Source organism: Candidatus Sulfurimonas baltica (genome assembly GCF_015265455.1).
In the GTDB taxonomy this organism is placed as follows: Bacteria; Campylobacterota; Campylobacteria; order Campylobacterales; family Sulfurimonadaceae; genus Sulfurimonas; species Sulfurimonas baltica.
Genome location: NZ_CP054492.1, coordinates 2,054,108 through 2,077,982, shown reverse-complemented (window position 1 = coordinate 2,077,982; position 23,875 = coordinate 2,054,108). Strand labels below are relative to the sequence as shown.

Here is a 23,875-nt window from a genome sequence, read left to right as displayed (position 1 = left end):
GTTGATTATGACATTATGCCTTTTATCATAAAAAATAGTATTCCTGAAAGAACTGCTGCCGCTGGGACAGTTATAACCCAAGCAGCAACAATTTTCTTTATAGCATCTCTTCTAACATACTCAACTTTTTTAGATTTTTTAATATTTTTCTTAGTAGATTTAATTATTCTTTTTTCGTTAGCAATTAGTTTATACAGCTCCACTATCCTAGTGTAATCTTCTTTTTCTTTGTTGCTTTTTTCCTCTAAAGTTTTAAGCTCTGCACTATATGCTTCTTTATTCTCCTGCTCATCTTTTATTATTAGTTGGTCCTCTTCGACCGTATTCCCTTTATCATCTGTTACATGTAGCCACTCTCTTAAAAAACCGACTCCAAATACACCACCAATTGCAATATGTGTAGAACTAACTGGAAGACCAAGTTGTGATGCAATAATAACAGTTATCGATGCTGCCATAGCTATAGAAAATGCTCTGATTTGGTCAAGTTCAGTAATTTCGCTACCGACAGTTTTTATAAGCTTAGGGCCATACAGTGCAAGTCCTATAGCTATACCTATTGCTCCTACTCCCATTACCCATAATGGAATAGCAGCCTTGGAGGAAACACCACCGCTCACTATAGCATCATGTATAGCTGCTAATGGCCCTACCGCATTTGCTACATCATTAGCACCATGAGCAAAGCTAAGAAGAGCTGCTGAAAATATAAGAGGAATAGTGAACATAGTATTTACTGATGCTCGACTGTTCTCAAGAGTAGTAGTTTTTGAATTTATTCTATTTTTTACAAGAGCATAAACAATCACAGATATTATAAATCCTAGGGTCAGCGCTGTCATAAGAGTTGGTTTTTTTGTCATCTCCATTGATACCAGGGGAATCATATTTAAAACTTCAACAACATGAGGCCATATTTTTTTAAGTCCTTTTAGTGTTAAATAGGTTACAAAGGCCCATGACATAATTGCAACAAATAGAGGTACCCATTTTTTTGCTGCAGCTACCTTGTCCTCTTGAAAAACAATAGATTTCTTTATAGAATACAAAAACAGAGCTGCAATAGCACCCCCTAGAATTGGAGAGATAACCCAAGATGCAGCAATTTTACCCATTGTAGCCCAATTAACAATGCTAAATCCGGCGGCAGCAATACCTGCACCCATAACACCACCAACAATAGAGTGAGTTGTTGAAACCGGAGCACGCATCATAGTAGCAAAATTAAGCCATAGCGCTGCTGCTAAAAGAGCAGCCATCATCGCCCATATAAAAGTATCAGCATGTCCTCCAAAAGCCGCAATATCAATAATCCCTTTTTTGATAGTCTCTACAACTTCACCGCCTGCTATCATTGCTCCAGATGCTTCAAAAATAGCAGCAATTATTATTGCAGTAGTCATTGTTAGTGCTTTGGAGCCAACCGCCGGACCTACATTGTTTGCTACATCATTAGCGCCGATATTCATGGCCATATAAGCACCAATAAGTGCAGCTACAGCCAAGAACATATTGTTAGATATTCCACCATTGCTTAGTAAACTAAATGTTAAAACACCTATCATGAAAAATAGTGCAAATCCTAATCTTGTAAAATCAGTTCCGCTCTTCTTAAGTGCCTCTTGTTCAAGTTTCTTAATAGTCTGTATTTCCATAAATCTCTCTCTTTTTTAATTTGTGGTATTGTATGCAACTCGTCTGCATATAGATTTAAAAGTTATTTTTTAATATATGCTTTGATTATAACTTGATTTTCAATTGGTCTATCTCCTCTGGAGCGACCGGATGTAGGAACATTTTCAAGCTTTTCTACCGTTGCTAGGGATGGTGTCGTTACTCTGCCAAAAATAGTATGTTTTCCATTTAACCAAGGTGTCGGAGCTGTTGTTATAAAAAACTGACTTCCATTTGTATGAGGTCCAGAGTTTGCCATAGCAACTACTCCGGAACGGGAAAAAACTTCACTTTTGAACTCATCTTCAAAAGCTTCTCCCCAGATGCTATTGCCACCTCGACCTGTTCCTGTTGGATCTCCACCCTGAATCATGAAGTTTTTAATTATACGGTGAAATATAATTCCATTATAGTAGCCATTCTTTACATGTGTAGTGAAGTTTTCAACAGCTAATGGTGCTATTTCTGGGAATAACTCCATCTCAATTACCCCTTGTGTTGTTTCTAAAACTACAAAAGGGTTTTTAGTTTCCGCAAAAAGATTTACAGATAATACCAGCAGCAGTGTAAGTATAATGTTTTTCATTGTCTCTCCTAAGAAAATTTACTGCAATTGTATCTATATTAGACTAATTTAGTTATAAGATTATTTATTTTTTCAGATTCATTATCATATATAATATATGTGGTGTCGCTACATCTCTTGGCAATGTATTCTACTATTTCCAATGGAATACTCTCAACATCAAGCAGTAGAATAAATTTTGAGCTTATTGTAGAGATGTTCTCATATGTGTGAAGAAGTAGTTTGTTTAAATCTTGGTCTATTAGGTTGTTTGAACTATCAAACAGTCCGCTTTTGCCGGGAATTAAAAGTTCTAACTGATTTAGAATTATTTCTCTGTTGTCTGAATTGCAAAAGAGTAAAATATCTTTGGCACTGTTGCTATAAAGAAGATTGGTTATTATCTCTAGAGCTTTATCAATATGATTTGATTGTTCAAACAAAAAGTTTTGAGTTTTACATATAAATTTTTTAGTGAACGAGAAATCAGCATCAGCATCCTTCTTACTAGTGACTAATATAAGTGGACGATTTTTTTGTATGGTTTTTATTTTAGTTAAAAAGTTTTGCTCTAGCAGTTCTATATCATCACAAATAATTAAATCGGTTTTTTTTATTTTTTTAGAAATAAAATCTTTTGGAGTAATTATATCTATAGAATCAATATCTATTTCTATCATTGAATGCTCTATGGTTATATTGAGCAAATGTTTCAATACGTCACAATCAAATAGAGTTGGCTTAATTATCAGCAGATTCTTTTTTGGATGTTTTAATATATAAAGTAAAGCTTTCAAAACAATAGCACTTGTTTTTCCTGAACCTTCTTCAGCATAGAGTGTTACAGTATTATTAAACTCATGATCTATAAATTCAATTTGTTCTAGTGTAGCAATATATTTTTGCCCATTATAATCGAGCACTGTATATTGGACAAATAGATTACCGATTATATCTATTAATTTAGATGGCTTAATCTGTAGTGATATATTTTCTTGAAGCTTTGTAGACATTTCTAATTCATTAGAATCTTTAAATATTATTTTTTCAAAAGGGAGCAATCTTTTAAAAGAATCATCAAGGTGCTCATATTGATCTCTATCTAAATTTTCCATAAGTAAAAAGTTATAGATATGAACCCCATCACAATGAATCAACTCATTAAATTTTTGTTTTATAAACTCTTGTCTATTTTCATAAGATAGCCCATTGTCAGTAGAGGCTTGATGGCTTGATTCTGATATAGTAGAGTTTTTTAAATCATCAAACGACCACAATTTTTGCTCAAATATGTAAAGTCCTCGATTGATATCAATTAGCAGTAGGGGGAATGTAAGTTTTTTTGAATGATGATATATTGTAATATCTTCATATATTAAAATAGAATTTTTTTTACAGATTTTTCTTAGATTTTTTATTAAAATTGTTTCTAAATATTTTGTAGAAAGAGTATTTTGTTTAAATATAGAGTGAAGAAAAGATAATTTCATTTATCTAAGAGAGAGCCTATCATAAGAGTTGTTATGATAGGCCAAGGTTTTTATTTGCCAGCTGCAATACGGTCTTTAAGACCTTTACCAGCTTTGAATTTAGGAACCATTTTATCTTGTGTAGTATAAGTTTTATCAGTACCAGGTACTTTTCCACTTTTACCTTTTTGAAGATTTGCTGAAAAATTACCAAATCCCACTAAAGAAACATCTTCTTTTTTTACTAAAGCTGCCGTAACCGCCTCTGTAAATGCTTTTATAGCTGCTTCTGCTTCAACTTTAGTTTTATATCCACCACTTGTTTGTACTAGTTCAACGAATTGAGCTTTATTCATAAATCGACCCTTGAATTTATAAAGATTTTCCGAAACTATAAAGACAAAAACAGATGTTTGTTGCCAAATAGTTCAGCTAGAGATACTTTATAGTTTATTTGCTTAAAGATTTCTTCTTTTTATCAAATAATGATATAAATTGTGATGTTTTAGCTTTTTTTAGTCCGAATTTCGCACGTTTGAGTAGTTTTGATACAACAGTGCTAATTTCACTAGCTATTATTAAAGATGATAAATCTTTGATTTTTTTATACCCGCTAACATTTGAATGTATGGATAAAAATACATCTTCTAAAGCATCTCTCTCTTGTTTTGTTAGTGTTCCCATCAACTTAATCCTCAAGCCTATTTATTTTTCTTACAGCTCTTATAATCTCAGCATCTTCTAATCTTCCAAGCATTCTTATTACAGCAGAAGCAGCCTGCGGTTTCGCACGACCAAGTTTCCAGTCTTGATATGTACGCATAGAAATGCCTAATGAAAGGGCCATATCTTTAAGAGATATTTTCTTTCCATTATTTTGGGATTCTATGGAGTTATGAAGAATATTAAATAGATCATTAATTTGCATTCAAGTATTGTAGGGAATAAATACTTAAATATACATTTAAATCATATTAATATGATATATATATACTATAAAACAGTGTATAGCGTATTAAATATAATCATTAAGCAATTAAAAATATACAATATTATACAAAACATACGGTAAACCGTATTATAATTGCGTTAAAATATCTATGCTATTTTCGTTTTTTAAACTTTATGTGTATATATTTAAGATTCTGTAGGGATTTTTTTATTTGTGGGGTGGAGGATAATATAATCTTCTGATTCTTCTATGTAAAAAGGCTTATACAATCTAGCATCAGTTTTATATGTAAGTTCATCTTTATCATTTAGAGTGAATGTTATTGTGTTTAGCCCTTTTAGTGGCTCTGTAATAGTTATTTTTGCACTTTTTGCACTGTTTACTATTTTGTATTTTTGATTTTGTAGTTTTTTTATCTTATCTTTAAGAATTGGAACTTGAGATTGAGTATGCTTTAATGCTCCATCAAGCGTATACTTAAGATCCTCTATCTCCTTATCTAAAAAGTTAAGTTTACTATTCAAAGTTGGGATGTCTCTATAATTAATCTTAAAAAGATTATCTTCACCACTGACAAGTCTTATGGTGATTGAATTTGAAGCATAAACTTTCAGATTGTTTTTAACATGTCCTATTATTACATCTTCGGCATATATAGTGCCGCCTAGAGATGCCTCTACCTCTACATGTGTTGCGTGAATCACTCCACCTTCTAATAGTTTTATTTTTGCTTTATGACACCTCAGTTTTCCTTTGTGTCTGTTTATATCAGCAAATTTTGCTTTTTGAATAGACTCAGTATGCGTTGCTCCGTCAATTTTTAGGTTAACAGCTTCAAGTACGCTTTTAGCACCGATGTGCCCATTTATGTGGATACTCTCTGATGTCAATCTAACACCCTCACCAATACTATCTATGGATGTGTCATTTTGAGATACTGTCACTTCTATATTATTGTCTTCATCTTTTGCCAAAGCATTTTGAACACGTGAAAGCTTGCTAATCTTTAATTTATTGTCAATATACAACTCTTTTTTATTGAACTGTACATATCCTTTGATTTTGCTTTTGTAGATTTTTGTTTTTTCATCTTCTATTATCTCTATTGTATCGCTGTCAATATCCGCTTCTAAATCATCTTTATTATTTGAATAATTATTTGTGATAATCTCACCAAAAGCATTAAGGCCATTTTTTCCAAAAATCGGTTTTATAAACTCAACTAGCACCTCTCCTTCATTAACTTCTGCAACTTGATGATTATTTTGTTTTTTTAAAAAGTGCATTATAAGTTTGCTATTTCTGCTAATCTCCGGCTCAATACCATCAAAAAGAGGAATCTTGATTTTTTTACTAAACTTACCCTGATATAGGTGTTTAGTAAAAGCTTTTAATTTATCTTTCATCTGATTGTCAAAAATATTTACTAAAATTTTATTTTGAGCTTTTATTTTATTTAGCTCTTTTAATAGAAGCAAATATATCTCTTTGGGTTTGTATGTTTTGTAAGGTATGTGAGAGTCGGGATTTAAAATTATATAAGCGCTCGTGTTGTTGTCCGTATATTTGATGGTGTAGTCAAGGCTAAGTACACACTTTATCGGTGCTTTTATTGTTATGATATAAAATTGCTGAAACTGTACATGTTCATTGATTAATTTATTTTTATCATTATAGTAATTTTTAGGATCATCTTTGTAAAGCAAAAAGTCATCATCAGCAATTGTTTTTATGTAAGTGTCAACCTGGTTTATATTGAAATCATATTCTGATGTTTTCAGTAAATGTTCTGCGGCAAACTTGCCTATGGAGTTACTGATATTTTTGGTCTTTATTTTTTTATTATGCAAGTAAATCACTATAATCATATTTTGAAAAATCTAAGTATAGTTTTCCAGATTCTCTAATTATTCTTATGTCACTGTCATATACTTCTAAAAAACGATTTTTTATAATTTTTCTTTGAGAAGACTTTATGCCTAGTGATTTTAGATACTCTTTAAGCTCTACTTTCCCATTCTCTACAAGTTCAGCCTCGCCCTGGTGCACAAAACTTTCCAATTCATGCATTTTAGTGTGTTCGCGCTCAAGCATCATTTTATTATTCACAAGTTCTAAAATATTTTTTAACTGTGCATCTTTAGCGCTGTAAACTTGCTCTATTTTATCCCTTTCATCCCGAAGCATCTGCTCTTTGTCACCTATGAGTTTATCTACTTTCATCTCTAGTTGCATTATTTTCTCTTTAAGAAAAGCATTCTCTTTTTGGTAAAGAGCAATAACGGTCGCAACGGTAGTTTTAGTTTTGATTACTTCTACCTCTTTTTTTCCTTGATCAATTCCGACTCTTCTGTCACTCTCAAGAGAGCTTCTTGTTACTATTATAAATGTAGCGCCATCTTCGATAATATAGTTTAATTTTTTTGCTTTTAGTTTTGAGTTAACCATCTCTTTTGACATTTTAAAGTGCTTGCAGTATTCATCTAGTGTTAATCTCATGAGGCTTCCCAACTTGTTTTTTAGTATTTTAGCATAAAAAGTTTTTAAAAAAGTTATTTTAAATGTACCCTACAATATAATGGCACAATAATAAATATATAAAAAGTAGGGATTTGATTATGGGTATTTTAGATATTGTGAAACCAGGTGTATTATTTGGTGATGATGTGCAAAAAGTTTATCAACATGCAAAGGATGCGGGGTTTGCTATTCCAGCAGTAAATGTTGTAGGTACCGACTCCATAAATGCGATACTAGAGTCTGCTGCAAAAGTTAATTCTCCTGTAATTATTCAGTTTAGTAATGGCGGTGCATCATTTTATGCTGGTAAGGGTTTAAGTAATGAAAATGAAAAAGCAGCGATAGCAGGTGCAATTTCTGGTGCCATGCATGTTCACATGATGGCAGAGGCTTACGGTGTTGCGGTAATTCTTCATACTGACCACGCTGCAAAAAAGTTGCTTCCATGGATAGATGCATTGCTTAGCGCAAGCGAAGATTACTTTAAAACTCATGGAAAACCTCTTTTCTCATCTCACATGTTAGACCTCTCTGAAGAATCGTTGGAAGAGAATATATCTACATGTAAAGCTTACTTGTCACGCATGAGTAAAATAGGAATGAGCATCGAGATTGAGCTAGGTTGTACAGGCGGAGAAGAAGATGGTGTTGACAACAGCAGTATCGACAATGCTCTTTTATACACTCAGCCAGAAGACGTTGCCTATGCATATGCAGAGTTAAAAGAAATCTCACCAAACTTTACAATTGCTGCATCATTTGGAAATGTTCATGGTGTTTATAAGCCTGGTAATGTGCAATTGACTCCAAAAATTTTAGACAACTCCCAAAAATATATTCAAGAAAAATTCAAAACAGGTGAAAAGCCTGTAAACTTTGTATTTCATGGCGGTTCTGGTTCAGAGCCTAGCGAAATTGAAGAGGCTATCGGTTATGGTGTTATTAAAATGAACATAGATACAGATACTCAGTGGGCTACTTGGATTGGTGTAAAAGATTATTATGAGAAGAATAAAGATTACCTACAAGGTCAAATTGGAAATCCACAAGGTGAAGATAAACCAAATAAAAATTATTACGATCCAAGAAAATGGCTAAGAGCAGGGCAAACTACGCTTATTTCCAGAGTAGAAGAGGCATACTCAAACTTAAATGCAAAAAATAGAAACTAAGCTATTTTAAATTTTCATAAATATCCGCGATGCTTTTAGCATGTGGATATTTTATGTAATAGCTATTTAAAATAATATTTAGCCTATTTTTATTAAATCTCCAGTAATGTTTTTCATTAAAATTTTCACTACTTTTTATTTTTTCATACAACTCATCTAAAGAGAGTTCAGCACTGTTTGATTTTATTACATGTAGAACTAGTTTTGTAAGTTCTTCTTTGGACTCTTGAGTAGTGTCATCATCTTCTAGTTGCTCATTTGGTAAAAAAGCATAAATTTTCCACATACTAATGACAAATAATATAATGAAAAATACAATCATAAGAGTTGATATATCAAATTCCATAATAGTTAAACCTTTATTCATAATTGTATCATAAGAATTTTGCTAGAATTGCGTTATGAATGATAAAGTATTTACAAAACCAATAAAAAAACAATTTGAGTTTGATGAAGAAGTTGCAGCAGTTTTTGATGACATGTTAAACAGAAGTGTCCCTTATTATAGAGAGTCACAAAAAATTACTGAGTTCTTCTCCCTAAAGCACTTAGAAGATGGCTCTATTATGTATGATTTAGGTTCATCAACAGCATCTCTGCTTATAAATATAAGTAAACAACTAAAATGCAAAGCTACTTTAGTTGGACTTGATAATTCAGAAGCCATGCTAGAACAAGCAAGGAAAAAGTGCTTGGCACTTGGTGCTAATGTTGAGCTTGAAAATGCTGATATATTAGAATATGATTATAAAAAGGCTGATGTAATCGTTAGTAATTATACTCTTCAGTTTATCCGTCCGCTTGTTCGTGAGGAGCTCGTAAAGAAGATAGCAGACTCACTAAAAAAAGAGAAAGTTTTTATATTTAGTGAAAAGGTGATAAGTCACCATTCAAAACTCAATAAAGATTTGATAGAGTGTTATTACGACTTTAAAAAAGAGCAGGGCTACTCGGAGTATGAGATAATGCAAAAACGAGAAGCACTAGAGAACGTCTTAGTCCCATATAGTGAAGAAGAGAATATTAAAATGGCTAAAAATTGTGGGTTTTCTCATTGTGAAGTAGTATTTAGATGGGCAAATTTCGCAACATTTATAGCAATAAAGTAAAAGCCACTTTATTGCTAAGTGTTAATGAAGCATAAGGATTATGCTTCATCACTCCACGAAGCATTCATTGCTTCTTCTATTGGACAAGTAGAATTACTTAGTTTAGCATTACTAGCTATAGTGTTTCTTTCAGTTGAATGACCTTCGCCATTACAATAACCTGATTTTAAAGCTTTTTCAAGAACTAAATCAGATCCGCTTTTCTCATATTTAACAAGAAGAGCTCTAGCATTGTCAGACATACTCACCTTATGACCTTCACCATTGCAGTAACCTGCGTCTAAAGCGATTTCAACTACATTTGCATTTAATGCACCTATCATTATCATACTAGCTAATACTACTTTTTTCATTTTATTTCCTCTTAATTGCAGTTTGTTAATTTAAGATATTTTATTGATACCTTGTTTGCATTCGAAAGTTTATAGTTATAAAGTAAATGAATAGTAAAGATAATTATACACTATAATAGTCAGTAAAAAGTCGTTATTTATGTTATATTATAAGTAGAATGTGACTAAAAACTTATAATTGTAGTGTTTAATAGAAAATAGATTAGTTTTGTTTTTAGTATAGCGTTTTGTACTAATATGAAAGTAGTAGATTTATTAAGAAGATTTTACTTACCAAACATTACCTTTTGGTTTTTCATCCTCACCGCTAACATAGTCAATAGCTTTTTTAGCCACATCTTCTAGTTGCTTATATGTGACAATGTCATCATCTCCACATTTTTTATGGTAGAAGCCCTGTAAATCATAATACTCATTGCAGTCACTATAGTATTTAGCTGAGATGCCGTGCTTATTCACACATGCCGATAATAGGAAAAGTGTTGAAGTAAGTAATAATAATTTAATCATAAGGTGTACTAAGCAAATAGTAATCCAATATTAATACTAAACCTTGAAACTCTCTTTAGTTTTACAATACTGAGTTAAAAAACACTCTTCGCAAGAAGGGTTTTTTGCTTTACAAATATAGCGACCAAACAGCACCATCCCCTGATGAAGCGCATGGAGATTATTTTTAAACTTTTTAACTAAAGTGGCTTCTGTTTTTATAGCAGTTTTGTCATCACTTAGACCAAGACGGTGCGAAACTCGAAATACATGAGTGTCAACTGCCATAAGGTTTGCCCCCGTGTACTCTATCATGACAACATTTGCAGTTTTTTGACCGACACCAGCAAGTGTTATTAACTCTTTTTCATCCATCGGTATTTCACCATTATATATTTCAACAACTCTTTTTGCCATCAGTAATATATTTTTCGCTTTATTATTAAAAAATGAGCAGCTATTTATAAGTGCTTTTACATCATCTAGTTTTGCATTCGCCAAAGATAACGGGTCTGGATATTTTAAAAACAGTTCAGGAGTTATAAGGTTTACTCGTTTGTCGGTACACTGAGCAGATAGCGCAACAGCAACAACTAATTCATAGGCATTTTTGTATTCAAGCTCGGTTACTGCGTCACTGTATCTATCAATAAATAGCTGATGAATCTCTGTAATTTCTTTTTTTGTTGCTTTTTTTATTTTAATCATATAAGCAATATTACACTCTGTTTAATAATCATTAGTATTAAGTTACTAAAATTTTTAACTTAATAAGGAATCTTAATGAAAATAACAACTAAATTGGTAGTGTCTTTGGCACTTCTATCGACAATTGTGACAGCACAAACACTAGCAACGGTTAATGATACCGCGATTACTCAAGAAGATGTTGACAGAGAGTTAATGCAAGCAACACAGGGTAGATTCAATCAAGTTCCGGTTGACAAGCAAGCAGAGTTTAGAAAGCAAGTTTTAGAGCAGCTGGTTGCAAAAGAGTTAATATATGACGACGCAAAAAAGACAGGCGTCTTAAAGTCAAAAGATTTTAAAGATAGATATGAAGAGGTAGTAGCTAGTATTAAAAAAGAGATTGCAATTCAAGTTTGGCAAAAAAGAGAAGTAGATAAGATAAAAATTTCAGACAAAGATCTTAAAAGCTATTACGATAAAAATAAAGAAGAGTTTAACGAAAAAGAGAGCGCTCACGCTCGCCATATTTTAGTTGAAACAGAAGATACAGCTAAAAGCATTGCTAAAGAGTTAAAAGGTTTAAAAGGTGTTGCTTTAAGAAATAAATTTATGGATTTAGCAAAAGCAAAATCAACAGGACCAAGTGGACCAAAAGGTGGGGACTTAGGATATTTTGCTCCAGGACAGATGGTACCGGCTTTTAGTGATAAAGTATTTAGCATGGAAGTTGAAACGGTATCTGCTCCGGTTAAAACACAGTTTGGATATCACCTGATTTACCTTGAAGACAGAAAAGATAAACAAACAAAATCATTTGAAGAAGTTAAAGAAGAAATTTCTCAAAGATTAAAAATGGAACAAGCTAAAGCTGTAATGATAGAAAAAATGAAAGTTTTAGAGAAGAAAGCAACAATTAAATAATAATATGATTAAAAAATCTCCTATCTCTAAATTAACTTTAGAGAGTAGGACATTTTATGTAAAACGAGACGATTTAATAGATCCATATCTAGCTGGTAATAAATATCGTAAACTATATACACTTTTAAAAACTCCTTCTCATAAATTTAATAAAATAATTTCTTATGGTGGAACTCAATCGAATGCAATGCTTGCTATTGCCGCAATGTGCGCAGAGAAAGATTGGGAGTTTGTCTACTATACAAAGCCGATAGGTGAAACCCAAAAAAGTGAAAACCATGGTAATTTTTTTATAGCAAAAAATCTAGGAATGTTACATGTAGAGGTTGATTATGAATTTTATAAAGATTTTATAGCCTCTATAAGAATGAATTTGGATGATAAAACATATATTGTCGACCAAGGCGGTGCTACTGAAGAAGCCAGAGCTGGATTGGAAGTATTGGCGCAAGAGATAAGAGAACACGATTTACATGTTAAATCTCTTGCTACCCCATCAGGCACAGGAACAACAGCTTTGTTTTTAGCTTTATCTCTACCTGAGTACAAAGTTTATACTACTCCTTGTGTAGGAGATGTAACTTACCTAAAAGAGCAGATGAGTGCATTCCACGCTATCCCCGAGAACTTAATATTTTTAGAACCTGAAAAAAAATACCACTTTGCAAAGCCATACCCAGAGTTTCTACATGTACAGAAAAAACTTTTAGAAGCAGGAATTGAGTTTGATTTGCTCTATGCTCCTGGAATGTGGAAATGTTTGCTGGAGCAAACGGATGAAGAGATTATGTATATTCATAGTGGCGGAGTTACAGGAAACGAGAGTATGTTACAGAGGTACAAGCAAAAAGGGATTTATCCCTTTTGAAAACTTCTATATAAAAATCACATTCTCTTTAAGCTCAACTCTCTTTGGTTGGTAAGAGTTTATTTTTGCATCTTTATCTTCATAGCCCAAAACAACGCTGTAAAGAAGTGCCAGGTTGTCTGGAATATCTAAAACTTGAGCAACAACCTTTCCAAACTCTGTTGTAGAGCCCTGAGGGCAACTATCTACTCCATACTCCTGAGCAGCCAGCATAATGCTCTGCATGTATGCTCCACAATCAAGCAGGGCACCCTGTGAACCATCAATATTAGCTTTATCTGTAAATACAAAAAAAACAGTTTGAGCACCAAACCATCTAAAATTATCATGCCACATTTTTGTGCGAGTATCGATATCTTTTCTATCAACTTCCATAAGCTTATATAGTCCGGATCCAGTTTCTACTCGTCTTTTTTTATATGGAGCTACCCAATTTACAGGATAATACTGAATAAATTGATCTTTTTCAACACCACTTTGCATTTTTGAAATGATAGCATCACCTATACTCTTAAGTACATCTTTGTTGCTAATAGCATAAGTAATCCAAGGTTGCATATTTGCCCCACTTGGTGTCATCGCTGCTGCATTTAAGATTTTTTCTTGAATATCTTTTGAGATTTCCTTAGGAAGATAGGCTCTTTTTGATGAGCGGTTCTTGATAGCCTCTAAAATTGTTGACATATTAAATCCTATTAAATAATTATGCAATTATAATACAAATAACTAAATTTTATATTGATTTTTTGCAGTGAGAAACCTTGACAATGAGTGACTCAACTTGCTATAATGCACAAAAGTTAAATATAATTATATTTAGTTTGGATTATCTAAGCATTAAAGGATTTATAAATGAGCGGTATCTTTGAAAAATTAACAAATAATATGACTGAAGCAATAGAGTCATCAATATCTTTAGCACTACACAACAAAAATCAGGAAGTTGAGTCGATTCACTTCTTGTGGGCTCTTCTTACTAATTCAAACTCTGTACTAAATCAGATGTTTAATAAAATGAATATAGATAAAATTGCAATGGAGTTAGATGTAAAAAGTTTGAGCGAAAAACTTCCGAAATCTTCAACAGTTTCAAAAGAGAGTATCAGGTTATCTAAGAATTTTGTTCAAACCTTAGAGAACGGGGCAGGGTTAATGACAAAAAATGGAGACTCATTTTTGGCAGTTGACACTTATATATTAGCTAATTTAAAAAATGAACCATACTCTACAATATTAAAAAAATATATTGACATGTCAGAACTTGCAAAAAATATTGAAGCATCAAGGGGTGGTTCAAAAATTGATTCACAAAGTTCAGATGAGACTCTAGAGTCATTAGAAAAATATGGAATAGATTTAACGGCAGAGGCAAGGGAAGGAAAGCTTTCCCCTGTCATAGGGCGTGATGAAGAGATAACTCGTATGATGCAGATACTAATCCGTAAGACAAAAAATAATCCTATGCTTCTAGGTGAGCCAGGAGTCGGTAAAACAGCGTTAGTAGAAGGACTTGCTCAAAGAATTACAGATGGTAAAGTTCCAACATCTCTTCAAAACAAAAAAGTAATAGCGCTTGATATGAGTGCACTTATTGCAGGGGCCAAGTATAGAGGGGAGTTCGAAGATAGACTTAAAGCGGTTATTAATGAAGTAAAGAAAAGTGGAAATATTATACTTTTTATTGATGAGATTCACACTATTATTGGAGCAGGAGCAAGTGAGGGTAGTATGGATGCGGCAAATATCCTAAAACCTGCTCTTGCCCGCGGTGAGCTTCATACTATTGGGGCAACAACACTAAAAGAGTATAGAAAATATTTTGAAAAAGATACAGCTCTGCAAAGACGTTTTTTACCAATTAACCTTGATGAGCCAACAGTAAACCAATCTTTGCAAATTCTTAGGGGGATAAAAGAGCGTTTAGAGACCCACCATAATGTAACAATTACAGATAGTGCTCTGGTCGCAGCTGCTAAACTCTCGGACAGATACATTGCAGACAGATTCTTACCCGATAAGGCAATAGATCTAATTGATGAAGCGGCAGCAGAACTCAAAATGCAGATAGAGTCAGAACCACATGTTTTAAGTCATGAAAAGATAAAAAGTTCAGAGTTACATGTAGAGCAAGAAGCTCTTAAAATGGAAGACACGCCGGCGAATGCAAAGCGACTTGTAGAGATAACAAAAGAGTTAGCAGATGTTGATGAGAAAGTGAGAGATTTGGAAGTTCAGTTTGCGACAGAAAAGGAGGTATTTGAAAAAATATCAACTGTTAAAAATGAGATAGAGGCTAAACGTAGAGAAGCAAATATAGCAAAAAGTTCATCTGAATTTAATCGTGCAGCGGAGATAGAGTATGGTGAAATACCGGCTCTTTTAGAAGAAGAGAAAAAAATAAACAGCAACTGGGAAAAACTTCAAAGCGCAGGAACCCTTCTTAAAAACAGTGTTGATGAGGAGGCGATAGCTTCAATTGTCTCAAGATGGACAAAAATCCCGGTGCACAAGATGCTTCAGGCGGATAAAGATAAAATCTTAAATGTTGAAGATGAACTGAATAAAGATGTAGTCGGACAAGGTAAAGCAACACACGCTGTTGCTCGCGCTATTAAAAGAAACAAAGCAGGTTTGTCAGATGCATCTTCACCAATAGGAAGTTTTCTGTTTTTGGGACCGACGGGAGTTGGTAAAACACAAACAGCAAAAACTTTGGCAAAGTTTCTTTTTGATTCACAAGATGCACTTATAAGAATAGACATGAGTGAGTACATGGAAAAACATGCAGTCTCACGTTTGGTTGGAGCGGCTCCGGGATATGTAGGCTATGAAGAGGGTGGGCAGCTAACAGAGGCAGTTAGAAGAAAACCATATAGTGTTGTACTTTTTGATGAGGTGGAAAAAGCACATCCTGATGTTTTTAACATGTTGCTGCAGGTATTGGACGATGGCAGACTTACTGATAACAAGGGAGTGACAGTTGACTTTACAAATACTATTATTATTTTAACTTCTAATATTGCGAGTGATAAAATTATAAATAATCCAAATTCAGAAGAACTTCAAAACATGGTTTTAAGTGAGTTAAAACAAGCATTTAAGCCGGAATTTCTAAACCGTTTAGATGATATAGTTATTTTTAATGCACTAGGACGCGAGCAGATTGTAGATATAGTAGATATATTCTTTAAAGAGATTGCCAAAAAAGTTGAGCAAAGGGATATACAGCTTACTCTGAGTGCGGACGCAAAGGCTTACATAGCAGAGGCTGGATTTGACCCTGTTTATGGTGCTAGACCTCTTAAGCGTGCATTGTATGAGATAGTAGAAGACAGACTAGCCGACCTTATACTTGAGGGGAATGTTGTTGAAGGCTCACATGTAGAGTTTAATATGCAAAACGGTGAGATAAAAGTAAAAGTATCGTAAATAAAAAGAGGCTATAATTTCACTATGAAATATTTGGTACTAATGGCATTTTTAACTTTATCTGTATTCGCTTGTACGGGGGATTGTTTGACATGTCACCCTAATCTTGTCCCCACAATAAATGAAGATTTAAGGCATAAGCCTATGCTCACATGTATAAACTGTCACTCCGCAGATCCAAACAAGATGGCAGATTGTGGGGCAGACTGTTTTGCATGTCATCCAATGTCCAAAATCAATGCATCGAATGTGAGAGAACACGATGTAATTCAAGGGTGCAGAGATTGTCATGTTGGCGAAAAAGAGAAACTTTTTGATTTTTCAAACTCTTTTGACCAGTCTCATTCGGCGACATTAAAAGAGTTTATAAGTAAGTAGCAAAAGCTTTTACAAAACTTAACCACCCTTTAAGTAAGTTTTATGTAATATTTCGAACTTAATTTTAAATAAGGATATGTCTATGAAAAGAACATACCAACCCCATAATACGCCGAGAAAAAGAACTCACGGTTTCAGAGCTAGAATGGCAACAAAGAATGGTCGTAGAATAATAAATCGTCGTCGTGCTAAAGGTCGTAAAAGATTGACAGTTTAGGCAACTTCTATACACTGAAACTCCATCGCGAGTTTCAGTATATATATAGAAAAGGAAAAGATTCTCACTCAGGCAGTGTAGTACTCTTTTTTCTTCCCACACAAAACACTCACAAAGTTGGATTTACTGCTACTAAAAAAATTGGCAATGCTGTAAAAAGAAACAGAGCTAAGCGAAAACTTAGAGCTGAATTTCGTGAATATTCCCCAAATCTTAAAGATGGCACATATATTTTTGTTGCAAAAATTGCAATAAATGATATTACTCATGACGTCTTTCAAAATGATTTCAAAAAAGTTTTAAATAGACTGCATGTAATAGAGCAAAAGTAGATGATTAGAGAAGTATTGCTGAAGCTTTTATGGCTTTATCAGAAATTTTTTACGCTTATTGGTTTTGGAAGTTGTAGATATTACCCATCTTGCAGCGAATATGCAAGAATTCATTTTGAAAATAATTCACTTTCAAGTGCTTTTTACCACACTTTCACTAGAATACTCCGTTGTAATCAATTATTTGACGGTGGTATTGAGTACCCACTACTTGACAAACTGTCTTTAAAGCCCGCAAACTTAAGGGTTGATTCTATAAAATATTGGTTGGTTCCAAATAAAAAAAACCGTTTTCATATTATAAAAAATTTTTCATATAAAGGGTGACCGTGTTAGACAAAATGACACCAAATCAAAGATTAATGGTAGCCGTGCTACTTTCAGTCGTATTTTTCGTAGCTTATACAGCAATTTTCCCACCAGAGCAGCCAGAAATGGCACAAGTAAAACAAAGCAATAGTAAAAGTGATGTGGCTTCTAAAAATCAACAAGCTTCAAACATATTACCAAACTCAGTCTCTAATGTAGCAGGACATGAAATTTCACCGCAAGAGAGTAAGGTGGCAAATGACTTAAGTACTTTAGTGACAGTTTCGAATAAGCACTTTATACTTAAAATGGACACACTAGGTCGTATCTCATCTACAGAACTTCTGGATGAAAAGTTTAATGACAAAGAGGATAATCATGCGCAACTTATCCCAGCTACAGGAACAAAACCTCTCTTTATTAGATTCTTAGACACAAACCTAAACGAAGAGGCGACTAAGACTGCATATATTGCAAATATTTCAGCGCTTGATGTAAAAGATGGTGCAAAAAAAGTTGTTTTAACTCAAAAATTATCTAATTTAACAGTTACTAAAGAGATTACTTTTTATCCTGATGGACATTATGATGCTAAAGTTTTGCTTTCTGATAATAAAAGATATTTTATTTATTTAGGTCAAAGACCAGAGATAACTGAGCAAATGATGACTGTCTCGGGAGCAATGGTTTACACAGATGACGGCATTGTAACTATCGTTGAAGATGGAGATGCTGAAGGTAGAAAAACTTTTAGTGGAGTTGAACTTATATCTGCATTTGATCAATACTCTGCATCAATAATGTACGGATTTACAAAAGACACAAATATTGTTATAGAAAGAGATAGAGATGATAATCCGGTAGTATATTTTGAGGCAACACAAAATATTGATTTTAATGGTTATATTGGGCAAAAAGAGTACAAAACATTAAAAAGTATAAACCCAGTCTTAACAAATGCTATCGAATATGGCTGGTTTACTTTTGCTTCTAAACCACTTTTTCAGCTTCTATTGTGGTTACATGGAATTCTAGGTAACTGGGGTTGGTCTATTATTGCACTTACTCTTATTATCAGGGTTGTTCTTTATCCTCTGACATATAAGGGCATGGTCTCTATGCAGAAGATGAAAAATATTGCACCACAGGTTAAAGCTGTTCAAGCAAAATACAAAGGTGACCCGCAGCGTATGAATGCAGCAGTAATGGATTTGTATAAAAAGCACGGAGCAAATCCACTTGGGGGCTGTCTTCCAATGCTACTGCAAATACCTGTGTTCTTTGCAATCTATCGTGTTCTTTTAAATGCTGTTGAACTGCAAGGTGCTCCTTGGATGTTGTGGGTTCAGGATTTGTCAAGAATGGACTCTACTTTTGTGCTCCCTATTCTTATGGGTGCATCAATGTACTATCAGCAAAAGCTTACTCCAAGTAATTTTACAGACCCAATGCAAGAGAAGGTATTTAAGTTTTTACCAATAATTTTTACTTTCTTCTTTGTGACATTCCCATCTGGTCTAGTGCTTTACTGGTTTGTAAACAATCTTTTTTCAATAGCGCAGCAATTTATTGTAAATCAACAATTTAAAAATGCAAAAGATATAGAGGTGGCTATTGCCCATAAAACGGAGAAAAAAAATGATTAAAATAGAATCAGTAACTTTAGAAGAAGCTTATAAAAGTGCTGCTTTAAAACTAGAGTGTTCTGTGACTGAGTTAAATGTTGAAGTTGTTCAATCTCCAAGTAGCGGCTTTTTAGGACTTTTTAAAAAGAGTGCTATTATTATCGTTACAAAGAAGATTGCAAGTTCTGAAAATTTATTCAAAGAACCAATTCAAGAGTATAAAAAAGAAATTAAAGAAGAAGTTAGAGAAGTTGCAAAACAAGAAATTAAGCAGACAGTAAAACAAGAGAGTGAACAAAAACAAAATAGAAAAAGATCTAAGCCTAAGCAAACAAATAAAAAATCTGAGCACAATATTTTTAATGACACAATAATGCCAGAATCATTTGTAAGCACTCAAGATGATGAAGATTATGATATGGCAGATATTAACTTCACAGCAGATTATGATGAAGATGAAGCACATACGCATAAAGAAGATGTTAAAGATAATACAAACGCCAGAGAAGTTGCTAAAACTGTTGAAAAAGAGATAAATACACTTTTTGACCTAACTTGTTTTAAAATTGATAAGATCGAAGTAAGTGCATATGATGATGCTACACTACTTATTGAATTTAAAGGAGAAGATGCGGCTCTTCTTATCGGTAAAGAGGGATACAGATATAAAGCTCTTTCATATATGATATTTAACTGGATTAATACAAAGTACAAACTACAGCTTCGTCTTGAAATTGCAGAATTTCTGAAAAATCAGGAAGAATCTGTAGTAAGATATTTAGAAGGTGTTTATGAAAATATTGATAGAGATGGAAAAGCGCAAACTAAGATACTAGATGGTGTTCTTGTTCAAATAGCCCTAAGAGAGCTTCGCGAAAAATATCCTAACAAGTATGTAGCAATCCGCTCTACTCGGGACGGACTAAAATTTATAATAATAAATGAGTATTACAACTAATTAAAAACGAGTTTTTTCTTTGAGAACTTGTTTTTCAAGCAAAGGAGACCAATAAATGAACAGCGACACTATTAGTGCCATTGCAACAGCTAATGGTATTGGTTCCATTGCTATAATCCGAATAAGCGGAGATAGAGCTTTAGAAATAGCGACAAAACTTACGAATAAAAAAGATTTCCCACCAAGATATGCTAGCTTATCAAATGTATATAATCAAAATGGTGAATTAATTGACGAATCAATAATTATATACTTTAAAGCGCCATTTTCGTTTACTGCTGAAGATGTAGTAGAGATTCAATGTCACGGCGGTTTTATAGTTGCACAGAGTATATTAAAAGCAACGATTGGTTTTGGTGCTAGGCTAGCAAATGCAGGAGAATTCAGTAAACGTGCTTTTTTCAATGGTCGAATAGATTTAAGCGAAGCAGAGGCAATTGCGCAGTTGATTGAAGCAAAAAGTGAAGATGCCGCAAAAATTTTAGCTAAACAGATGAAAGGCTCACTTAAAGAGTATATAGAGAAAATCCGAGATGATATTATTCATATACTTGCTTATTCTGAAGTTAGCATTGATTATGCAGAGGAAGATTTACCTGAGGATTTAGTGCTACAAATTGAGAAAAAACTTGAAGAGTTAAAAAAATCTCTAAGCTCAACTCTTTTGGCTAGCAAGGCGAGAGAGGGTTTAATGCAAGGGTTTAAGGTAGCAATAGTAGGGAAGCCAAATGTTGGTAAAAGCTCACTATTAAACTCTCTGTTAAATTATAATCGAGCAATAGTTAGTGAAATAGCCGGCACAACAAGAGATACTATAGAAGAGCAGGTGAAAATTGGAACTCATCTAATTCGTATTGTTGATACTGCAGGTATACGAGAAGCTAGTGATGAGATAGAGCGTATAGGTATTGAGCGCTCATTAGAGGCAATAGAACAGAGCGATATCGTTATAGCACTCTTTGATGGCTCCAGAGAAGCGGACGGTGAAGATGAGCAGATATTATCTTTAATAAACTCACATACACAAAATAAACATGTTTTATTTGTCAAAAATAAAATAGATTTAAATTCAAAGTTCTTACATGCAGGCTTAGAATTTGACATGCAAATTAACTCTAAAGAGAGTGTCGATGAGCTTATCGAAACACTAAAAAAGATTATGGACACAACAAATAGTTCTGATGAGATGATGTTAATATCTCAAAGACAGATATCGGCAGTTGAGAATACTTTGGCAAATATCGAAGAGGCACTATTCCCGCTTAAAGATCAAGAGCTAGAAATATTCTCTTTTCATCTAAATGAAGCTGTAAAAGAGATGGCTTCTATAACCAGACCTTTTGAAAATGATGAGATGCTTGATAAAATGTTTGGCAGCTTCTGTTTAGGAAAATAAGAGTATGAAATACATAGCAATAGACTTAGGCCTCAAAAGAATAGGATTAGCGTACTCTGCTCATAAAGATATTGTATCTCCGTTAAAAGGGGTTGAGAGAAAAAATCGTAATCAAGCCTCATCCGAAGTTAAAAAAGTCATTGACGAGTGGGAAGCTGATGCGGTAGTTGTTGGAATCCCTATAGGTGGTAGTAGCGAAGATGAAATGCGTCGCAGAGTTACTCATTTTATGAATCTGGTTGATTTTAAAGGTGAAGTTTTTTACCAAGATGAAAGTCACTCATCACTTGAAGCAGAAAATATGATGAAAGGTGAGATAAAATACATTCGTGATGGACGAGTTGACTCAATTTCAGCAATGATTATCCTTCAGAGGTATCTTAAAACTCTAAAAAATTAGAAACTAAACAGTAATAATTTTATAATTTACTTTGTGATAGAATTATGCTTATACAAAAAAATAGGATTTTTATGAACAATCAAACAAATTTGCAGTTACTAAATGAAAAAGTGTCAGATATATTACATAAATATCACTCACTCAAAGGTGAAAACGAAAAGTTCCGGATTGAATTGGTTACATTAAAGGCTGAAAGCGAAATAAAGAGTCAAGAGATAGAAAGATTGATAGAACAAAATAGCTTGAAAGACTTAGAGATTGAAGAAATAGTAGATAAAATTGAAAGTATTTTAGGCTAATAAAATGAGTGTAAAAATAGGCTTAAATATAGGTGGCCGTCACTTTGATGTTGATGTTGAAGAGGAGTTTTCACTATTTTTAAAGCAAGAAATGGCAAAAGATTTTAACATAAACGGCAATAATGATTTAAAGGTTTTACTTCAATCATATGTTAGAAAAAATCATGAGCTGTTTACTCAAGAACAAAAAATGAAAGAAATTATAAAAAAGTGCGATGATTTAGGATAAAATAAGCTTGAGATGGTATAATTTCGACCTACTTAAAATGTGCGCTCGTAGCTCAGCTGGATAGAGCATCGGTTTGCGGTACCGAAGGTCACAGGTTCGACTCCTGTCGGGCGCACCATATTTCGTTAGAACCCTAAAGAATAATACTCCACACATAGAATTCTTACCATTTTTTTAATTAAGTATCAACAGATTTAGAATCTACAATACCCATTTTGATTTATTTACAGTAATTTATTTCATAAAGTTTAAGAGAACAACATATAAACAGCATCTGCGATCGTGATGCTGTTTCTTTATTCACAATAAACCGACAATCTTGCTCTTTTAGTTTATAGATGAAGATTAACTATTTATCTCATTTTTTAAGATATTAGCTAACTCACCACACTCTTTAATTTTTTGTGCATAGTTCAGGTTTTCTTTTAAAAGTATATCAACAAATGCACTACCAACAATTACACCGTCTGCACCTTTTACTTTTTCCTTTGCACTATTTTTATTTACCCCAAAACCTACATAAGTTGGTGTTTTAGTATATTTTTTTATTGAGTGTAAAAATGGTTGTAAATCTTCTGCCTTACCTGATCCGGTTATCCCTGTATATGCAACCATATATATGAATTTTTGAGAATTTGTAACTACATCTTTAATTCTTGCCTCACTATCTGTCGGAGCAACAAAACTTATATTTGATATGTCGTTTGACTTAAATAGTTCACTGTAGATTAATGCTTCCTCATGTGGTAAATCAGGGATAATTAATCCGCTAACTCCAAGCTCTTTTGCATGTGGAATTAGTTTATTCATATCTTGCTGGTAAAAGCTATTGAAATACCCCATCCATAATGTATCAACATGTGGTGCAACCTCTTTTGAAATCTCTAAAAGGTGCTTGAATTTAAAGCCAAGTTCCAACGATTTATGATTTGCTTTTTCTATTAACGGTCCATCTGCAACTGGGTCAGAAAATGGAACTCCCAATTCAAGTGAATCAACACCACTATCTCCTAGGGCTAAGGCTAAGTCAACTGTGAAAGATTTTTCTGGATACCCAGAAGTTATGTATGCTACTAGTTTTTTCATTTATATTATTTTTCCAAATCAGGTAATTTAAGCAGAGTATATTTAATGTGGCTAAGTGAGTTGTTGAGCTTTAAATCTTCATTCCATTGAGCATACATATCACTAATTCTAAGTAACCAATTGACTGTCTCTTCATTTACGCTTTGATGGCTAGTTCTTATTTGCTCAAGAGAGTCTTCAACAAAAGCTGATAGTTTTGACATCTGCTCAATTTTTAAATATCCAGATGCAGATTTAATATTATGAAATACACGAAAGAGTTCATTTATACTCTGCTCAAACATGTTAGGTCTTGATAAATCGATTATCATGGTTTCCATATTATCAACCATCATAGAGTAGTGGTCCAAAAATTCATCAACTATTTCATAATCAAAGCTAGCATCTAAATCACTTCTTATGCCCATTAAATATTTCTCCTATATAGTTATAATT

30 protein-coding genes and 1 tRNA gene are annotated in these 23,875 nt (G+C 33.3%); 16 read left to right on the top strand and 15 right to left on the bottom strand.

What is annotated here, in order from left to right:
* Positions 1 to 5: 5 nt before the first annotated feature.
* The 8 genes from HUE88_RS10465 to HUE88_RS10430 all read right to left on the bottom strand — a co-directional run bounded on the left by HUE88_RS10465 (position 6) and on the right by HUE88_RS10430 (position 7,159).
* Positions 6 to 1,655, bottom strand: coding sequence for an inorganic phosphate transporter (locus tag HUE88_RS10465; RefSeq protein ID WP_194368801.1), 1,650 nt, complete (start codon positions 1,653 to 1,655; stop codon positions 6 to 8).
* 62 nt (positions 1,656 to 1,717) lie between these two features.
* A complete protein-coding gene (locus HUE88_RS10460) occupies positions 1,718 to 2,260 on the bottom strand; it encodes a peptidylprolyl isomerase (protein ID WP_194368799.1) in 543 nt (180 codons plus the stop codon).
* 38 nt (positions 2,261 to 2,298) lie between these two features.
* The gene (locus HUE88_RS10455) at positions 2,299 to 3,729 is read right to left on the bottom strand and encodes a hypothetical protein (RefSeq protein WP_194368797.1); all 1,431 of its coding nucleotides are present in this window, start codon (positions 3,727 to 3,729) and stop codon (positions 2,299 to 2,301) included.
* A 50-nt stretch (positions 3,730 to 3,779) separates the two neighbouring features.
* Positions 3,780 to 4,064 carry an HU family DNA-binding protein gene (locus HUE88_RS10450; protein WP_194368795.1) on the bottom strand — a complete coding sequence of 95 codons (285 nt, stop codon included), beginning with the start codon at positions 4,062 to 4,064 and terminating at the stop codon, positions 3,780 to 3,782.
* A gap of 94 nt (positions 4,065 to 4,158) precedes the next feature.
* Complete coding sequence (locus tag HUE88_RS10445; RefSeq protein WP_194368793.1) at positions 4,159 to 4,392, bottom strand: hypothetical protein; 234 nt, start codon at positions 4,390 to 4,392, stop codon at positions 4,159 to 4,161.
* Between the two features lie 4 nt (positions 4,393 to 4,396).
* Complete coding sequence (locus HUE88_RS10440; protein ID WP_194368791.1) at positions 4,397 to 4,636, bottom strand: helix-turn-helix domain-containing protein; 240 nt, start codon at positions 4,634 to 4,636, stop codon at positions 4,397 to 4,399.
* Positions 4,637 to 4,845: 209 nt separating this feature from the next.
* A complete protein-coding gene (locus tag HUE88_RS10435) occupies positions 4,846 to 6,519 on the bottom strand; it encodes a flagellar assembly protein A (RefSeq protein WP_229860203.1) in 1,674 nt (557 codons plus the stop codon).
* A complete protein-coding gene (locus HUE88_RS10430; protein ID WP_194368786.1) occupies positions 6,503 to 7,159 on the bottom strand; it encodes a hypothetical protein in 657 nt (218 codons plus the stop codon). Before HUE88_RS10430 ends, HUE88_RS10435 begins: the two co-directional genes overlap by 17 nt.
* A 119-nt stretch (positions 7,160 to 7,278) precedes the next feature.
* Here HUE88_RS10430 and fbaA point away from each other — a divergent pair, with 119 nt between their 5' ends.
* The gene (fbaA, locus tag HUE88_RS10425; protein WP_194368785.1) at positions 7,279 to 8,352 is read left to right on the top strand and encodes a class II fructose-bisphosphate aldolase; all 1,074 of its coding nucleotides are present in this window, start codon (positions 7,279 to 7,281) and stop codon (positions 8,350 to 8,352) included.
* 1 nt (position 8,353) lies between these two features.
* Here fbaA and HUE88_RS10420 read toward each other — a convergent pair whose 3' ends face one another.
* Positions 8,354 to 8,719: a hypothetical protein gene (locus tag HUE88_RS10420; protein WP_229860069.1), complete on the bottom strand. Its 366-nt coding sequence runs from the start codon at positions 8,717 to 8,719 to the stop codon at positions 8,354 to 8,356.
* Positions 8,720 to 8,753: 34 nt separating this feature from the next.
* Between HUE88_RS10420 and cmoA the strand changes: the two genes are divergently transcribed.
* Positions 8,754 to 9,461 (top strand): carboxy-S-adenosyl-L-methionine synthase CmoA, encoded by a 708-nt coding sequence (cmoA, locus tag HUE88_RS10415; protein WP_194368783.1) that lies wholly within the window; start codon positions 8,754 to 8,756, stop codon positions 9,459 to 9,461.
* A gap of 38 nt (positions 9,462 to 9,499) precedes the next feature.
* Here cmoA and HUE88_RS10410 read toward each other — a convergent pair whose 3' ends face one another.
* From HUE88_RS10410 to nth, 3 genes are all read right to left on the bottom strand, one after another.
* Positions 9,500 to 9,814 (bottom strand): hypothetical protein, encoded by a 315-nt coding sequence (locus HUE88_RS10410; protein ID WP_194368781.1) that lies wholly within the window; start codon positions 9,812 to 9,814, stop codon positions 9,500 to 9,502.
* A 270-nt stretch (positions 9,815 to 10,084) separates the two neighbouring features.
* The gene (locus tag HUE88_RS10405; protein ID WP_194368779.1) at positions 10,085 to 10,324 is read right to left on the bottom strand and encodes a hypothetical protein; all 240 of its coding nucleotides are present in this window, start codon (positions 10,322 to 10,324) and stop codon (positions 10,085 to 10,087) included.
* A 36-nt stretch (positions 10,325 to 10,360) separates the two neighbouring features.
* Entirely contained in the window at positions 10,361 to 11,002 is a 642-nt protein-coding gene (nth, locus tag HUE88_RS10400) for an endonuclease III (protein ID WP_194372632.1), read from the bottom strand.
* Positions 11,003 to 11,086: 84 nt separating this feature from the next.
* Here nth and HUE88_RS10395 point away from each other — a divergent pair, with 84 nt between their 5' ends.
* Entirely contained in the window at positions 11,087 to 11,914 is an 828-nt protein-coding gene (locus HUE88_RS10395; RefSeq protein WP_194368777.1) for a peptidylprolyl isomerase, read from the top strand.
* Between the two features lie 4 nt (positions 11,915 to 11,918).
* Complete coding sequence (locus HUE88_RS10390) at positions 11,919 to 12,782, top strand: 1-aminocyclopropane-1-carboxylate deaminase (protein ID WP_229860068.1); 864 nt, start codon at positions 11,919 to 11,921, stop codon at positions 12,780 to 12,782.
* 6 nt (positions 12,783 to 12,788) lie between these two features.
* Here HUE88_RS10390 and HUE88_RS10385 read toward each other — a convergent pair whose 3' ends face one another.
* Positions 12,789 to 13,466, bottom strand: coding sequence for a nitroreductase (locus tag HUE88_RS10385; protein WP_194368775.1), 678 nt, complete (start codon positions 13,464 to 13,466; stop codon positions 12,789 to 12,791).
* Positions 13,467 to 13,634: 168 nt separating this feature from the next.
* Between HUE88_RS10385 and HUE88_RS10380 the strand changes: the two genes are divergently transcribed.
* The 12 genes from HUE88_RS10380 (at position 13,635) to HUE88_RS10325 (ending at position 22,472) form a co-directional block, all read left to right on the top strand.
* Complete coding sequence (locus HUE88_RS10380) at positions 13,635 to 16,211, top strand: ATP-dependent Clp protease ATP-binding subunit (RefSeq protein WP_194368774.1); 2,577 nt, start codon at positions 13,635 to 13,637, stop codon at positions 16,209 to 16,211.
* 24 nt (positions 16,212 to 16,235) lie between these two features.
* Positions 16,236 to 16,589: a hypothetical protein gene (locus HUE88_RS10375; protein WP_194368772.1), complete on the top strand. Its 354-nt coding sequence runs from the start codon at positions 16,236 to 16,238 to the stop codon at positions 16,587 to 16,589.
* Positions 16,590 to 16,671: 82 nt separating this feature from the next.
* Positions 16,672 to 16,806 (top strand): 50S ribosomal protein L34, encoded by a 135-nt coding sequence (gene rpmH, locus HUE88_RS10370; protein ID WP_194367164.1) that lies wholly within the window; start codon positions 16,672 to 16,674, stop codon positions 16,804 to 16,806.
* Entirely contained in the window at positions 16,794 to 17,138 is a 345-nt protein-coding gene (gene rnpA / locus HUE88_RS10365) for a ribonuclease P protein component (protein ID WP_347401034.1), read from the top strand. The genes rpmH and rnpA overlap by 13 nt, the downstream gene beginning before the upstream one ends.
* A complete protein-coding gene (yidD, locus tag HUE88_RS10360) occupies positions 17,139 to 17,465 on the top strand; it encodes a membrane protein insertion efficiency factor YidD (protein WP_194368770.1) in 327 nt (108 codons plus the stop codon). It begins immediately after the preceding gene.
* A 2-nt stretch (positions 17,466 to 17,467) separates the two neighbouring features.
* Positions 17,468 to 19,093 (top strand): membrane protein insertase YidC, encoded by a 1,626-nt coding sequence (gene yidC, locus HUE88_RS10355; protein ID WP_268245915.1) that lies wholly within the window; start codon positions 17,468 to 17,470, stop codon positions 19,091 to 19,093.
* Entirely contained in the window at positions 19,086 to 20,030 is a 945-nt protein-coding gene (locus HUE88_RS10350) for a Jag N-terminal domain-containing protein (RefSeq protein ID WP_194368768.1), read from the top strand. Before yidC ends, HUE88_RS10350 begins: the two co-directional genes overlap by 8 nt.
* A gap of 55 nt (positions 20,031 to 20,085) precedes the next feature.
* Positions 20,086 to 21,426: a tRNA uridine-5-carboxymethylaminomethyl(34) synthesis GTPase MnmE gene (mnmE, locus tag HUE88_RS10345; RefSeq protein ID WP_194368766.1), complete on the top strand. Its 1,341-nt coding sequence runs from the start codon at positions 20,086 to 20,088 to the stop codon at positions 21,424 to 21,426.
* 4 nt (positions 21,427 to 21,430) lie between these two features.
* Complete coding sequence (gene ruvX / locus HUE88_RS10340; RefSeq protein ID WP_194368764.1) at positions 21,431 to 21,826, top strand: Holliday junction resolvase RuvX; 396 nt, start codon at positions 21,431 to 21,433, stop codon at positions 21,824 to 21,826.
* A 71-nt stretch (positions 21,827 to 21,897) separates the two neighbouring features.
* Positions 21,898 to 22,125, top strand: a complete 228-nt coding sequence (locus HUE88_RS10335) for a hypothetical protein (protein ID WP_194368762.1) — start codon at positions 21,898 to 21,900, stop codon at positions 22,123 to 22,125.
* 4 nt (positions 22,126 to 22,129) lie between these two features.
* Positions 22,130 to 22,354 (top strand): hypothetical protein, encoded by a 225-nt coding sequence (locus HUE88_RS10330; protein WP_194368760.1) that lies wholly within the window; start codon positions 22,130 to 22,132, stop codon positions 22,352 to 22,354.
* A gap of 41 nt (positions 22,355 to 22,395) precedes the next feature.
* A tRNA-Arg gene (locus HUE88_RS10325) sits at positions 22,396 to 22,472 on the top strand.
* A gap of 227 nt (positions 22,473 to 22,699) precedes the next feature.
* Here HUE88_RS10325 and trpA read toward each other — a convergent pair.
* A complete protein-coding gene (trpA, locus tag HUE88_RS10320; RefSeq protein ID WP_194368758.1) occupies positions 22,700 to 23,440 on the bottom strand; it encodes a tryptophan synthase subunit alpha in 741 nt (246 codons plus the stop codon).
* A 5-nt stretch (positions 23,441 to 23,445) separates the two neighbouring features.
* The gene (locus tag HUE88_RS10315) at positions 23,446 to 23,847 is read right to left on the bottom strand and encodes an Hpt domain-containing protein (RefSeq protein ID WP_194368756.1); all 402 of its coding nucleotides are present in this window, start codon (positions 23,845 to 23,847) and stop codon (positions 23,446 to 23,448) included.
* Between the last annotated feature and the right edge of the window lie 28 nt (positions 23,848 to 23,875).